Genomic DNA, 13,619 nt, shown 5'->3' with positions numbered 1-13,619 from the left:
CTGAGGCTTACCTGAGTCGTAGATCAAATATCATCAGGGTAAATCGTGTTATTCGTACAGGATTGTTACCTTTCCATCTAACGTGAGCCCGTGCTCTACGGGATCCTCGCAGCCACCTCAGCCCTCCTCCTCGCCGCCGTCCTCACCGCCCTCCTGCGGACCCTCGCCCTGCGCCTCGGCGTCCTCGACCGGCGCCGGGCCCGCCCCCTGCCGCTGCTCGGCGGGCTCGCGGTCGTGCTCGCCACCGGGCTGGTCGCGGGGGTGGGCGAGTGGACCGGGTACGCCCCTCTGGGGGACGGGATCGGTGCGCTGCTGCTCGCCGGGGCGGGCGTCGGCGCACTCGGGCTCGTCGCCGACGTACGGCGGGTGAAGGCGCGGTTCCTGGTCGCCGGTACGGCCGTCGCCGCCGCGTTCGTGGTGCCGTACCGGGAGTTGGGGTTCGGGGCCGGGCTGCTCGCCGTCGGCTGGATCGTGTTCGTCGCCGTCGCCTTCCGGGCACTCGACCATGCCGACGGGCTGGTGGGGACGGTCGGGGTGCTGACCGCCTTCGGGGTGAGCGCGTGTGCCGCCGTCGAGGTGTTCGACGGGCTCGCCGTGCTGCTGAGCGTGCTGGCCGCCGCGCTCACCGGGTTCCTCATGCACAACTGGCATCCCGCGCGGATCGCGTTCGGCGCGTGCGGGTCCCTGTTCACCGGGTTCGTGCTGGCCTCGGCGGCGGTGGTCGTGCGGACCGGGCACGAACTGGCGCCCAGCGCGGGGGTGTTGTTCGCGCTCACCGCCGTGGCCGGCGCGGATGTGGTGCTCGTGGTCGTGTCGCGGCGGGTGGCCCGGCGGCCGCTGTCGCGCGGGGGCCCGGACCATCTCGCGCACCGGCTGCGGCGGCTGGGGCTCACCCCGCGCGGGACGGCCGTGCTGCTCGGGGCGGGGGCCTTCGGGGCGGTGCTGGTGGGGGTGCTCGCGCATGGCGGGTGGGTCGCGGGAACGGGGCTGTGGTGGGTGGTGGGGGTGGCCGGGATGGTCGTACTGGGGCTGCTGAGGGTTCCCGTGTACGGGCTGCGGCGGGCACCGGCCGTACAGTCGGCGCAGGTCAGGGCGGCATTGCGTGTAAGGAACGGATAAGAGTTGAGTGGGGTCGACTCAGCTCTGTTGACCGCGCGACGGGAGTGATGCACACTTGAGTCCGTTCCACTCAAGTCATACTTCGTCATTCCCCTGGAGGAATTGAAATGGCACGTGCGGTCGGCATCGACCTGGGCACGACTAACTCCGTCGTCAGCGTTCTGGAGGGCGGCGAGCCCACCGTCATCACCAACGCCGAGGGTGCCAGGACCACGCCGTCCGTCGTCGCCTTCGCGAAGAACGGTGAGGTGCTGGTCGGCGAGGTGGCGAAGCGCCAGGCGGTCACCAACGTCGACAGGACCATCCGGTCGGTCAAGCGCCACATGGGCACCGACTGGAAGATCGAGCTCGACGGCAAGAACTTCAACCCGCAGCAGATGAGCGCCTTCATCCTGCAGAAGCTGAAGCGCGACGCCGAGGCCTACCTGGGCGAGAAGGTCACGGACGCGGTCATCACCGTCCCGGCCTACTTCAACGACTCCGAGCGTCAGGCGACGAAGGAGGCCGGCGAGATCGCGGGCCTGAACGTCCTGCGTATCGTCAACGAGCCCACCGCGGCCGCGCTGGCGTACGGCCTCGACAAGGACGACCAGACGATCCTCGTCTTCGACCTCGGTGGCGGCACCTTCGACGTGTCCCTCCTGGAGATCGGCGACGGCGTCGTCGAGGTGAAGGCCACCAACGGTGACAACCACCTCGGTGGTGACGACTGGGACCAGCGCGTCATGGACTACCTGGTGCAGCAGTTCCGCACCGGCCACGGCGTGGACCTCGGCAAGGACAAGATGGCCCTCCAGCGCCTCCGCGAGGCCGCCGAGAAGGCCAAGATCGAGCTGTCCTCGTCCACCGAGACCTCGATCAACCTGCCCTACATCACGGCGTCCGCCGAGGGCCCGCTGCACCTGGACGAGAAGCTCACGCGCGCCCAGTTCCAGCAGCTGACGGCCGACCTCCTGGAGCGCTGCAAGACGCCGTTCCACAACGTCATCAAGGACGCGGGCATCGCTCTCTCCGAGATCGACCACGTCGTTCTCGTCGGTGGCTCGACCCGTATGCCCGCCGTCGCCGAGCTCGTCAAGGAGCTGACCGGCGGCCGGGACGCCAACAAGGGTGTGAACCCGGACGAGGTCGTCGCCATCGGCGCCGCGCTGCAGGCCGGTGTCCTCAAGGGCGAGGTCAAGGACGTCCTGCTCCTCGACGTGACGCCGCTGTCCCTCGGTATCGAGACCAAGGGAGGGATCATGACGAAGCTCATCGAGCGCAACACGACGATCCCGACCAAGCGTTCCGAGATCTTCACGACGGCCGAGGACAACCAGCCGTCCGTCCAGATCCAGGTCTACCAGGGCGAGCGCGAGATCGCGGCGTACAACAAGAAGCTCGGGATGTTCGAGCTGACGGGCCTGCCGCCGGCCCCGCGCGGCGTGCCGCAGATCGAGGTCGCCTTCGACATCGACGCCAACGGCATCATGCACGTCACGGCCAAGGACCTCGGCACGGGCAAGGAGCAGAAGATGACCGTCACCGGCGGCTCCTCGCTGCCGAAGGACGAGGTCGACCGCATGCGCCAGGAGGCCGAGCAGTACGCGGACGAGGACCACCGTCGCCGCGAGGCCGCCGAGACCCGCAACCAGGGCGAGCAGCTCGTCTACCAGACGGAGAAGTTCCTCAAGGACAACGAGGACAAGGTCCCCGGCGACATCAAGGCCGAGGTCGAGGCCTCGATCGAGGAGCTGAAGACCGCCCTCAAGGGCGAGGCCGCCGAGGGCGACAACACCGCCGAGATCCGCACCGCCACCGAGAAGGTCGCCGCCGTCTCGCAGAAGCTGGGCCAGGCGATGTACGCGGACGCCCAGGCCGGTCAGGCCGCCGGTGACGCGGACGCGCCCGGCGCCGAGGCCCCGAAGGCCGACGACGACGTGGTCGACGCCGAGATCGTCGACGACGAGCGGGAGCGCAAGGACGGTGCCGCGTGACCGAGGAGACCCCGGGCTTCGACGAGAAGCCCGACGTCCCCTCCGGCGCCACCTCCGACGACGCCGAGCCGAAGGCCGCCCCCTCTTCGGAGGGGGCGTCCCCGGCCGGGGACGCAAACGCAGCAGCAGTACAGGTCGCCGGTCTGACGGCCCAGCTGGACCAGGTACGTACGGCGCTCGGTGAGCGCACGGCGGACCTCCAGCGGCTCCAGGCCGAGTATCAGAACTACCGCCGCCGGGTCGAGCGGGACCGGATCACGGTCAAGGAGATCGCCATCGCGAACCTCCTGAGCGAGCTCCTGCCCGTGCTCGACGACATCGGCCGCGCGAGGGAACACGGCGAACTGGTCGGCGGGTTCAAGTCCGTCGCCGAGTCGCTGGAGACCGTCGCCGCCAAGATGGGCCTGCAGCAGTTCGGCAAGGAGGGCGAGCCCTTCGACCCGATGATCCACGAGGCCCTGATGCACTCGTACGCGCCGGACGTCACGGAGACGACCTGCGTGGCGATCCTGCAGCCGGGCTACAAGTTCGGCGAGCGCAACCTGCGCCCCGCGCGGGTCGCGGTGGCCGAGCCCCAGCCCGGGGCGACGCAGGCCGACAAGGGCGACTCCACGGAGTCGGCGGACGGCAACGGCAAGGAGAACGGTGGCCCGGAAGAGGGCTGACGTGAGTACTGAGGTGGAGGACTCCAGGAAGGAGGGACGTCGGGGATGAGCACCAAGGACTTCATCGAGAAGGACTTCTACAAGGTCCTCGGCGTCCCGAAGGACGCCACCGAGGCCGAGATCAAGAAGGCGTACCGAAAACTCGCCCGCGAGTTCCACCCGGACGCCAACAAGGGCAACGCCAAGGCCGAGGAGCGCTTCAAGGAGATCTCCGAGGCGAACGACGTCCTCGGCGACCCCAAGAAGCGCAAGGAGTACGACGAGGCCCGCGCCCTCTTCGGCAACGGCGGCTTCCGCCCCGGGCCGGGCGCGGGCGGCGGCTCCTTCAACTTCGACCTGGGCGACCTCTTCGGAGGCGGCCCCCAGGGCGGGGCCGGCGGTTCCGGTGCGGGCGGCTTCGGCGGTGGCATCGGGGACGTCTTCGGCGGCCTGTTCAACCGGGGCGGCGGCGGGACCACCCGTACGCAGCCCAGGCGCGGCCAGGACATCGACACCGAGGTCACGCTGAGCTTCACGGAGGCGGTGGACGGCGCGACGGTCCCGCTGCGCATGACGTCCCAGTCACCGTGCAAGGCGTGTTCCGGGACGGGCGACAAGAACGGCACACCGAGGGTGTGCCCGACGTGCGTAGGCACGGGCCAGGTAGCCCGCGGCTCAGGCGGCGGCTTCTCCCTGACCGACCCCTGCCCGGACTGCAAGGGCCGGGGCCTGATCGCGGAACACGCGTGCATGGTGTGCAACGGCAGCGGCCGGGCCAAGTCCTCCCGGACGATGCAGGTGCGCATCCCGGCAGGGGTGGCCGACGGCCAGCGCATCCGCCTGCGCGGCAAGGGAGCACCGGGCGAGCGAGGCGGCCCGGCGGGCGACCTGTACGTCACCGTGCATGTCGACGCCCACCCGGTGTTCGGCCGCAAGGAAGACAACCTGACGGTGACGGTGCCGGTGACGTTCGTCGAGGCGGCACTCGGCGGCGAGGTCAGGGTCCCGACCCTGGGCGGTCCGCCGGTCACCCTGAAGCTGCCGCCGGGCACGCCCAACGGGCGCACGATGCGCGCGCGGGGCAAGGGCGCGGTCCGCAAGGACGGCACCCGGGGCGATCTGCTGGTCACCGTCGAGGTGAGTGTCCCGACGGAGCTGACGGGGAAGGCTCGTGACGCACTGGAGGCGTATCGCGAGGCGACCGCGGACGAGGATCCGCGGGCAGAGCTGTTCGAGGCAGCGAAGGGAGCTTGATCGGAGATGGACGGCCGTCGACGCAACCCGTATGAACTGACCGAGGAAACCCCGGTCTACGTCATCTCGGTGGCGGCCCAGCTCTCGGGCCTGCACCCCCAGACCCTGCGCCAGTACGACCGCCTGGGCCTGGTCTCCCCCGACCGCACCGCCGGCCGGGGCCGCCGCTACTCGGCCCGCGACATCGAACTGCTCCGCGCGGTGCAGGCACTGTCGCAGGACGAGGGCATCAACCTGGCCGGCATCAAGCGGATCATCGAACTGGAGAACCAGGTGGCTGCGTTGCAGTCCAGGGTGGCGGAGATGGAGGCGGCGCTGGATGGGGCCGCTGCGGCGATGCAGCAGCGGGAGGCGGCGGTGCATGCCTCGTACCGGCGGGACCTGGTGCCTTATCAGGAGGTTCAGCAGACCAGTGCGTTGGTGGTCTGGCGGCCTAAGAAGGCGAAGGACTAGGCCGGTCCACAGGTGACATGGGTGAAGGGGCCCGGAGGTTCGGTTGAACCTCCGGGCCCCTTCGTGTGCTCGGGGTGCCGCTCAGGGCCGGAGAACGGCTGAGTCCCCGCCGGGCGCCGATTCACTGCCGTCGGCGAACAGGGCGGTCACCCAGTAGAAGTGGGTGGTGCCCTTCGCGGCGGTCTCCGAGTAGGACGTACCCGTCGTGGTGAGCGCCAGCTTCTCGTAGGCCTCGGTTTCCGGGTTCCAACGGTAGACCTGGTAGCCGGTGGCATCGGCCACGGAGTTCCAGTTCAGCACGACCTGCCCGTCCGGTCCGGTGGCCGCCGACAGCTGGACCGGCGAGTCCTCGGGCGTCGGCACGGTCGGAGTCATGTCCAGTTCGGTCGCGCTCACGACATGGCCCGAACGGGTCTGCACCCACGGGGAGTTCCAGGAGGTGTCGTAGACGTCGACGAGGAAGCAGCGCTCCACGCCGTCCGGGAGGGTGGGGTAGTTGTACGACGTGACCTCGGGCATCAGCCACTCCGCCTGGTGCGCGTAGCAGACGCTGTCCCCCTCGGGGTCCTCCTCGTCGCGAATGATCTGACCCGCGTAGACGACGTACTGGGACACATCGGGCGCCGGGTTCGTGTCCCAGCTCAGCGCGAAACCGTACTCGGTCGGGGTCACCGTCAGGCCGGTGACGACGGGTGGCGGGGTCTGGTCCCAGCGGGACCCGCTGACGGTGGTGGACCGCCCGGACTCGTTGCCGGCCGCGTCGAGCGAGCTCACCCGGTAGTAGTACGTCGTGCCCACCGTCGCCGAGGCGTCCTGGTAGGAGAGCTGGTCCGTGCTGCCGACCGCGGTGTACGTCCCACTCTCGCTGTCCGCCCGGTACACCCGGTACGACGTCGCCTCCGCGGCGGCGCTCCAGCCCAGCCGCAGCCCGTCCGCCTCGGACCTGTCGGTGATGGCCAGGCCCGCGGGCACCGCCGGGGCGACGCGGTCGACGGTGGTGACGGACTTGTCGGCGCTGCCTGCCGACTCGTTGCCGGCCTTGTCATAGGCGCGGACGGAGTAGTCGTACGCTGCGCCGGTCACCGGGAGTGTGGTGTCGGTGTACGAGGTGGCGGGGGTCGTCGCGAGGGGGGTGCTCGGGTACGAACTCCCGGTCAGGCGGCGGTAGACGCGGTATCCCCCGAGGTCCATCTCGTTGTTCTTGGCCCAGGTGAGCTTGGCTTTGCCCGTCGTTTTGTCGTACGTGACGGTCGGGGCCGTCGGGGCGAGGGGCTTGACCTTGTCGACGGACGCCGAAGTGCGGGGCGTGTAGGCGAAGTTGACGTTGGCGTTGCCGGTGAAGTTGGCGTAGTCGATGCGCAGGGTGTGTTTGCCGGAGGGGATGGTGAGGTTGAGGGTCTTCTTCTGGGTTGTGGTGACGTTCTTCCAGAGGTTGACCTTGATCTTGCCGTCCAGGTAGACGCGGATGCCGTCCTGGGCGGCGGCCGTGAGGGCGAAGGGCCCGCCCGAGCCGAAGTCCCTCGTCACCGTCCAGCGAATGCCGAAGTTGTCCTTCGGGAGGCCGGTGGCGGGGGCTTTGGCGCCCCAGTTCTCGGCGATGGCGGAGTCGCAGTCGGTTCGCTTGGGGGCGCCTGACAAGGCGGTGTTCGCGAAGAACTGGCGCTTGTAGACAGGGGAGTTGCAAGTGGTCGCGGCGGAGGCGACGGGGGCTGCAGTGCTGAGCAGCGCACCGGCAGTGGCGAGCACGACGGCGGTCGCGGTGGTGGCCGCGGGTGTCGTGCGTCTGGCTGGGTTCAATGCGGTCCTCACGAGTCCTGATGGTCAACGGCAGGAGGGAGCCGTTGACCATCAGGACTCGTGAGGGTGGGGGTTGGTTGTACGGGTGTTGCGTGAAGGTTCCAGAGGGGCGAGGCAGGCTGCTGCTCAGGCCGAGGGGAGTTCGTCGGCCTTCAGCGCCGTCATGAACGAGGTCCAGGCCTGGGTGTCGAAGGCCAGGTTCGGTCCGGACGTGTTCTTGCTGTCGCGTACGGGGAGGGCGCCGGGGAATCCTTCGGCGACCTCCAGGCAGTCGCCGCCCTCTCCGCTGTGGCTGCTCTTACGCCAGGTCGCTGTCACAAGACTGGGGACACTCATCCCTGTTACCTCTCTGCGTTCCATGCCGCTACAACTCCCGTCGCACCCGGCCGATCAGGCCGAGGGTGTCCTCGGGACTCAAGGCGATTGACCGGAGCGAGTCGAAGATAAGCGCATACTCCGCCGCCTCCTCCGGAGACTCCAGGTAAATCGTTCCCGTGCGCTGCTCCAAGCACACGACATCCGGGAGCGATGGACCAGGGAACGCAAGGAGGACGAACGATCCAGTCAGTCCCACGTGCGCGCCCGCCCGGTCAGGGACGACTCGAATCTCCACGGACGGATGACCGGCCATCTTCTCCAGGTGCTCCAACTGCCTGCGCAGCACCCCTGTGCCACCCACTTGAACGCGGAGAGCCGCCTCGCCTTCGATCACGCACAGCCGTGGAGGGGTGGACCTTTCCAGGAGCTCCTGACGTTTCATCCGTGCTTCCACCAGCGCATCAATGTCTTCGCGTTTCAAGGTGGAGGGCGCGGCGGAGATGATCTCCCGCGCGTAGTCGGGCGTCTGCAAGAGGCCGGCGATGACGCTGTGCTGGTAGGACCGGATGTAGTCGGTCATGTCCTCGTACTCGATGAAGTCCGGGTATGTCGGGCGTGCTTGCCCCGCGCGCTGCACCCAGCCCGGTTCCCGCCGCCGTCTGGCCAGCGACACCATCTCGTCAACCCGGGCGGAATCCTCGACCCCGTAGAACGTCAGCAGGTCACGCAGCTCCCCCAAGGAGATCCCCAAGCGCGCGTTCTCAATGCGGTTGATTTTTGTTCGGTGGCATCCGATACGGTCTGCCGCTTCGTCAAGGGTCTTCCCTGCCGTCTCCCTGAACTCGATCAGCAGTGCAGCAAGGCGACGTTGTCGAACCGTTGGGCGAGATCCGGCCATGCGAGCCCCCTTCCTGGATGCCTGTCCGCGTGAACGTTAGCCCATTATTTTGATCATGGATATATTTCCAAAAGGGATGTTGCGAGCAGAGAGATTGCCGTGCACTCTGGAACCAGTTACTCACCGCTCCAACCGCGTGACGGATGAGTCACCTTGACGCGCCGTCACCCGCCCGCAAGGGGATGTGCCATGCCCACAAGAGCCCTGCCAGCAGGAGTCGCACCGCTGACCGCGACGCACCGCTTCCCCCGGCACCGCCGCAGCGTCGGCCGCGCTCGCACAGCCCTCCGTCACCAGCTCGCGATATGGCACATCGACGACACCGAACTCGCCGACTCCGCAGTCCTGTTGCTCTCCGAGCTGACCACCAACGCCGTGAACGCCCCGACAACCCCCGGCCGTGAGATCGGCGTCCGGTTCGAACTGACCGGCGCCGCACTGCGCCTTGAGGTGTCTGACGCGAGCGACGAGCAGCCGATGCTGCGGCATGCGGCGGACGACGACGAGTCGGGGCGGGGCCTGGCGCTGGTGGAGGCCCTGGCCGATGGATGGGGCGTCGAACCGCGAGACACGGTTGGCAAGGTCGTGTGGGCGCTCCTGCTCCTGCCCGAAGAAGGCACACCGTGACGGCGACCCCGGACCGGTGCGGGAAAGTACGCGCCTCCCTTTTCTACGGTGCCCCGATACTCAGCGAAGTGGGCGCGTGTGTACGGGAGTCCGGGCACCCGGGGGACCACCGCGATGCCCGTGGAGGTACCTGGTATCTGATCCCGCTCGTCCCCATCCCGCTCCCGCCCGGGGACGAGAAAGGGACGGACTGACGTTCCCGGCAACGGCGGGACGGCGGATCGTTCCGTCCTCACTCCGTCGGGTGGTCCGGAGGCGAATCCCCTGGTCAGCCGAACAATCGTACCTAGCGTGATCGTGTTGCTTGTGCCCCAAGGACGCCAAGCCCACACTTGAGGAGGAGGTGCCGCCATGACCGCTCTTGCGCACGAGAGGCCCGAGACCATGTCCGAGTCCCAGGCTGAATTCGTGAACGAACCCAACCTGGACGAGGTCGTGTGGCAGGTATGGAAGGCCATAGAACTCCCCGAGGGCTACCGCGCTGAGATCATCGAGGGAGCCATCGAGGTGTCGCCCACAGGACGTTTTTCGCATGCCCAGGTTGTCAATCGCCTGCGCGATGCGCTGGCGATCTTTCTCCAGGACAGTGAGTACGGCGCCTGGAACGACACGAATGTGATCCATCCGCTCAGGGCGTGGGTACCGGACGGGTTCGTGGCTCCTCGGGACGGTGACCCGATCGAGGCGGAGGACGGCCTCGGCATCAACGCTTCAGCGGTGCACGTCGTGATCGAAGTCGTCTCTCCCGGTAAGCGCAACCAGGATCGTGACCGGGTTCGCAAGCGCCGCGAGTACGCCCGGGCCGGAATCCCCGTGTACGTGATCATCGACGACTACGACAACCACGGAACGGTGAGCATCCTGACTGCTCCCCTGCCTGAGCACGCCCGCTACGAGGACGAGCACCGGGTGCCGTACGGCACAGAGGCCGTCGTCCCGGAGGGCCCTGCCAAGGGCTTCGTCATCGGTGAGGCGATCACGGGACCCAAGCGAAGCTGAGGACCGTCGCGGAAGTGGCCGGGAGGTGAGTAAACCTCCCGGCCCCATCGCGTACGTGCGGGCTTGTCGCAGCCGTCAGCGCAGAACCAGGACCTCCGCCGTGGACGCCTCCGCGCTCTCGCGGCCGTAGACGTCGACGGCCCGTACGGTGACCGTGTAGCCGCCGGTGTACTGGGGCTGGAACTCGATCCGGCCCGTCGTCGTCAGCTGCTGGCCGCTGGGGGAGCCGTATCCGTCGAAGTCCCAGGAGTAGCCCTTCAGCAGCCGGGTCTCGTCGCCCGTGCCGGGCTTGACCTCGACGATGATCGGGGAGCGGGTGCCGCCCGTGGAGACCACGGTCAGCTTCGGGGCCGCCGGGCCGGTCGCGGTCGCCGGGGTGAGGCGGTTGACGCTGATCTGCGCCGAGGGCACGGACTCGGCGCCCGTGCTGTCGACGGCGGTGACGTAGTAGTACGCGGTGCCCTTGGGGGCCGAGGTGTCGTCGTACGACGAGGCTGTCGAGCCGTCGACACTGCCCACGAGGGTCCCGACTCCGTTGGTGGCGGTGCGGCGGTAGACGTGGAATCCGGTCACCGTGCCGTCCTCCGACGGCACCCAGGAGAGGGACGTGGAGGCGTCGGCCGGTGTGCCCTCCAGGGCGGTCGGAGCGGGCGTGGTCGATGCCACGGGGCGCGTCACCGTCACGGGCTCGGAGACCGGAGAGACGTTCCCGGCGCCGTCGACGGCCTGGACCTTGTACGTGTACGGCGTTCCCGCGTCCACGAGCTGGTCCGCCCAGGACGTTCCGAACACCGGCTGCGGTCCGTCCGGGTCGCTCTGGCCCACCGGGGCGGCCCACAGGTCGTAGTGGTGTACGTCCTTCGAAGAGGCCGTCCACGTAAGGAAGTTGCCCGCCGTGGTGCCCTGCCCCGCTACCCCGGTGACCTGCGTCGGCGCCGTCTTGTCGACCGTCGTCACGCTCACGTCGGCGCTGCCCGCCGACTGGTTGCCGGCCTTGTCGCGGGCGCGGACCTCGTAGGCGTACGTCTCGCCGGTCTTCGGGAGTGTCGAGTCCGTGTACGTCGTGGCGGTGGTCGTCGCGAGGGCAGTGCTGCCGAAGGGGCTGCCCTTCAGGGCGCGGTAGACGCGATACCCCGCGAGGTCCATCTCCTTGTTCTTCGCCCAGGTGAGCTTCGCCTTGCCCGTCGTCTTGTCGTACGTGACGGTTGGCGCCGTCGGTGCGAGGGGCCTGACCTTGTCCACCGACGCCGAAGTCCTGGGCGTGTACCCGAAGTTGACGTTCGCGTTGCCCGTCAGGTTGGCGTAGTCGATGCGCAGGGTGTGCTTGCCGGACGGGATCGTGAGGTTGACGGTCTTCTTCGCCGTCGACGTCACGTTCTTCCAGACGTTGACCTTGACCTTGCCGTCGAGGTAGACGCGGATGCCGTCCTGAGTCGCGGCGGTGAGGGTGAAGGGACCGCCCGAGCCGAAGTCCCTCGTCACCGTCCAGCGGACGCCGAAGTTGTCCTTCGGGACGCCGGTGGCCGGGGCCTTCGCGCCCCAGTTCTCGGCGACGGCGGCGTCGCAGTCCGTCCGCTTCGGTGTGCCGGAGAAGGCGGTGTTCGTGAAGAACTGGCGCTTGTAGACGGGGGAGTTGCAAGTCACCGTGGCCGCCGAGGCGGTCGGGGCTGGGGCCACGGTGAGGAGGCCGCCGGCGGTGGCGAGTGCCACGGCGGTCGCGGCGGTCGAGCGTCTGGTGATGCTCATACGGTTCTGCGCTGCTCTTTCTGCTTCTGCGTTACGTGTGCGGTCAGTTCACGGGGGCGTTGATCGCCCAGTCGCCCGCCGGAAGCGACTCCGTGCCGTCCGCCGCCACCGCCGTCACCCAGTAGTAGGACGTCGTGCCGGGCTTCGCGCCCGCGTCGACGTACGCGGAAGCCGTGTTGGCGAGGGTGGCGATCTTCTCGTACGCCGAGGCTGCCGGGTTCCAGCGGTAGACGCGGTAACCGCCCGCCGTCTGCGGGGAGTTGGCGTCCAGGCCGCTCCAGGAGAGCTGGTTGGGACTGGCGCCTTCGGTCGAGTCTGCCGTCAGGCGGAGGGGGGAGCCGGACGGAGTCGCCACGCTCGGGGTGGTGTTCAGCTCCGTGGCCACGACCGTCGGGGCGGTGCCGGTCTCCGTGTAGACGGAGTTCCAGGCGCCGTCGAGGGCGTCGACGAAGAGGCACGCCTGCTCGCCGTTCGGGCGGGTCAGGTGGGAGTACGAGGTGGTGTCGGCCTTCACGTACTTCACGAGCTCGGCCGAGCACACCATCTCGCCCGTGGCCTTGTCCTCGACCAACTCGCCCACGTAGACGGCGTATCGCGCGAGGTCGGCGGCCGGGTTCGCGTCCCAGTTCAGCTGGAAGCCGTACTCGGTCGGCGTGACCTTCAGGCCGGTCACGGCGGGCGGTGCGATGTCGTCGTCGTACGTGCTGTTGACGACGGGCGAAGCCCCGGACTCGTTGCCCGCCGCGTCGACTGCCGAGACGCGGTAGCGGTAGGCGACGTCCTCGACGACCGAGGTGTCCAGGTAGGAGACCTTGTCCGTGCGGCCCATCTCGAAGAACCTGCCCTGCGCACCGATCGCCCGGTACACGCGGTACGACGTCGCGCCCTCGACCGCGCTCCAGCTGACCCGCAGCCCGTTCGCCGCCGACTCGTTGACGATCGTCGGCGCCTGGGGCGTGGCCGGAGCGGTGCGGTCGACGGTGACGACGCCCTTGTCCGCCGTACCGGCCGACTCGTTGCCCGCCTTGTCGTACGCGCGGACCTCGTAGAAGTAACTCGCGCCCGTGACCGGGAGGGTGGTGTCCGTGTACGAGGTGGAAGCGGTCGTCGCCAGGGGGGTGCCGCCGAACGAACTCCCGTTCAGGCGGCGGTAGATGCGGTAGCCGGCGAGGTCCAGCTCCTTGTTCTTCGCCCAGGTGAGCTTGGCCCTGCCGGACGACTTGTCGTACGTGAGCGCGGTGCTGGTCGGGACCAGCGGCTTGACCTTGTCGACGGCCGCCGAAGTGCGGGGCGTGTAGGCGAAGTTGACGTTCGCGTTGCCGGTGAAGTTGGCGTAGTCGACGCGCACGGTGTGCCTGCCGGAGGGGATCGTCACGTTGACCGTCTTGGTACGGGTCGCCGTGACGTTCTTCCAGAGGTTGACCTTGGCCTTGCCGTCGACGTAGACGCGGATGCCGTCCTGCGCGGCGGCGGTGAGGGTGAAGGGGCCGCCGGAGCCGAAGTCCCTCGTCACCGTCCAGCGCACTCCGAAGTTGTCCTTCGGGAGGCCGGGGGCGGGGGTCTTCGCTCCCCAGTTCTCGCTGATCGTCCCGTCACAGTCGGTCTTCTTCGGGGCGCCCGAGAAGGCCGTGTTCGTGAAGAACTGGCGCTTGTAGGTAGGGGAGTTGCAGGTCACCGTGGCCGCCGAGGCGGGCGTGGCGGCAACCGCGGTGAGGAGGCCTCCGGCGGTGGCGAGGACAACGGCCGTCGCGGCCGACGTGGTCGTGCGTCTGGCGATCTTCATACGGC

General features: G+C 68.6%; 12 protein-coding genes. 7 read left to right on the top strand and 5 right to left on the bottom strand.

Going from position 1 to position 13,619, the window contains the following annotated elements; translation table 11 throughout:
* Positions 1–90: 90 nt before the first annotated feature.
* The 5 genes from LUX31_RS20560 (at position 91) to LUX31_RS20540 (ending at position 5,446) form a co-directional block, all read left to right on the top strand.
* Complete coding sequence (locus LUX31_RS20560) at positions 91–1,119, top strand: MraY family glycosyltransferase (protein WP_235476256.1); 1,029 nt, start codon at positions 91–93, stop codon at positions 1,117–1,119.
* Positions 1,120–1,226: 107 nt separating this feature from the next.
* A complete protein-coding gene (dnaK, locus tag LUX31_RS20555; protein ID WP_235476255.1) occupies positions 1,227–3,095 on the top strand; it encodes a molecular chaperone DnaK in 1,869 nt (622 codons plus the stop codon).
* Positions 3,092–3,760: a nucleotide exchange factor GrpE gene (gene grpE / locus LUX31_RS20550; protein ID WP_235476254.1), complete on the top strand. Its 669-nt coding sequence runs from the start codon at positions 3,092–3,094 to the stop codon at positions 3,758–3,760. The genes dnaK and grpE overlap by 4 nt, the downstream gene beginning before the upstream one ends.
* 45 nt (positions 3,761–3,805) lie before the next feature.
* Positions 3,806–4,993 carry a molecular chaperone DnaJ gene (gene dnaJ / locus LUX31_RS20545; protein ID WP_235476253.1) on the top strand — a complete coding sequence of 396 codons (1,188 nt, stop codon included), beginning with the start codon at positions 3,806–3,808 and terminating at the stop codon, positions 4,991–4,993.
* A 6-nt stretch (positions 4,994–4,999) separates the two neighbouring features.
* Positions 5,000–5,446 (top strand): heat shock protein transcriptional repressor HspR, encoded by a 447-nt coding sequence (locus LUX31_RS20540; protein WP_235476252.1) that lies wholly within the window; start codon positions 5,000–5,002, stop codon positions 5,444–5,446.
* An 81-nt stretch (positions 5,447–5,527) separates the two neighbouring features.
* Here LUX31_RS20540 and LUX31_RS20535 read toward each other — a convergent pair whose 3' ends face one another.
* The 3 genes from LUX31_RS20535 to LUX31_RS20525 form a co-directional block, all read right to left on the bottom strand.
* Positions 5,528–7,243 carry a PA14 domain-containing protein gene (locus tag LUX31_RS20535; RefSeq protein WP_235476251.1) on the bottom strand — a complete coding sequence of 572 codons (1,716 nt, stop codon included), beginning with the start codon at positions 7,241–7,243 and terminating at the stop codon, positions 5,528–5,530.
* A 126-nt stretch (positions 7,244–7,369) separates the two neighbouring features.
* Positions 7,370–7,579 (bottom strand): DUF397 domain-containing protein, encoded by a 210-nt coding sequence (locus tag LUX31_RS20530; protein ID WP_235476250.1) that lies wholly within the window; start codon positions 7,577–7,579, stop codon positions 7,370–7,372.
* 28 nt (positions 7,580–7,607) lie between these two features.
* Complete coding sequence (locus LUX31_RS20525; protein ID WP_235476249.1) at positions 7,608–8,459, bottom strand: helix-turn-helix domain-containing protein; 852 nt, start codon at positions 8,457–8,459, stop codon at positions 7,608–7,610.
* 189 nt (positions 8,460–8,648) lie between these two features.
* On the opposite strand from LUX31_RS20525, the gene LUX31_RS20520 reads away from it, so the two are divergent.
* Both LUX31_RS20520 and LUX31_RS20515 read left to right on the top strand, forming a co-directional pair.
* Positions 8,649–9,086 (top strand): ATP-binding protein, encoded by a 438-nt coding sequence (locus LUX31_RS20520; RefSeq protein ID WP_235476248.1) that lies wholly within the window; start codon positions 8,649–8,651, stop codon positions 9,084–9,086.
* A 351-nt stretch (positions 9,087–9,437) separates the two neighbouring features.
* Entirely contained in the window at positions 9,438–10,085 is a 648-nt protein-coding gene (locus LUX31_RS20515; RefSeq protein ID WP_235476247.1) for a Uma2 family endonuclease, read from the top strand.
* Positions 10,086–10,160: 75 nt separating this feature from the next.
* Here LUX31_RS20515 and LUX31_RS20510 read toward each other — a convergent pair whose 3' ends face one another.
* Both LUX31_RS20510 and LUX31_RS20505 read right to left on the bottom strand, forming a co-directional pair.
* On the bottom strand, positions 10,161–11,831 hold the full coding sequence (locus LUX31_RS20510; RefSeq protein ID WP_235476246.1) for a PA14 domain-containing protein: 1,671 nt from the start codon (positions 11,829–11,831) through the stop codon (positions 10,161–10,163).
* Between the two features lie 43 nt (positions 11,832–11,874).
* The gene (locus LUX31_RS20505) at positions 11,875–13,614 is read right to left on the bottom strand and encodes a fibronectin type III domain-containing protein (protein ID WP_235476245.1); all 1,740 of its coding nucleotides are present in this window, start codon (positions 13,612–13,614) and stop codon (positions 11,875–11,877) included.
* Positions 13,615–13,619: the final 5 nt, after the last annotated feature.

This window comes from Streptomyces sp. GQFP (assembly GCF_021545335.1).
In the GTDB taxonomy this organism is placed as follows: domain Bacteria; phylum Actinomycetota; class Actinomycetes; order Streptomycetales; family Streptomycetaceae; genus Streptomyces.
This window is presented reverse-complemented; position numbering and strand designations above follow the sequence as displayed.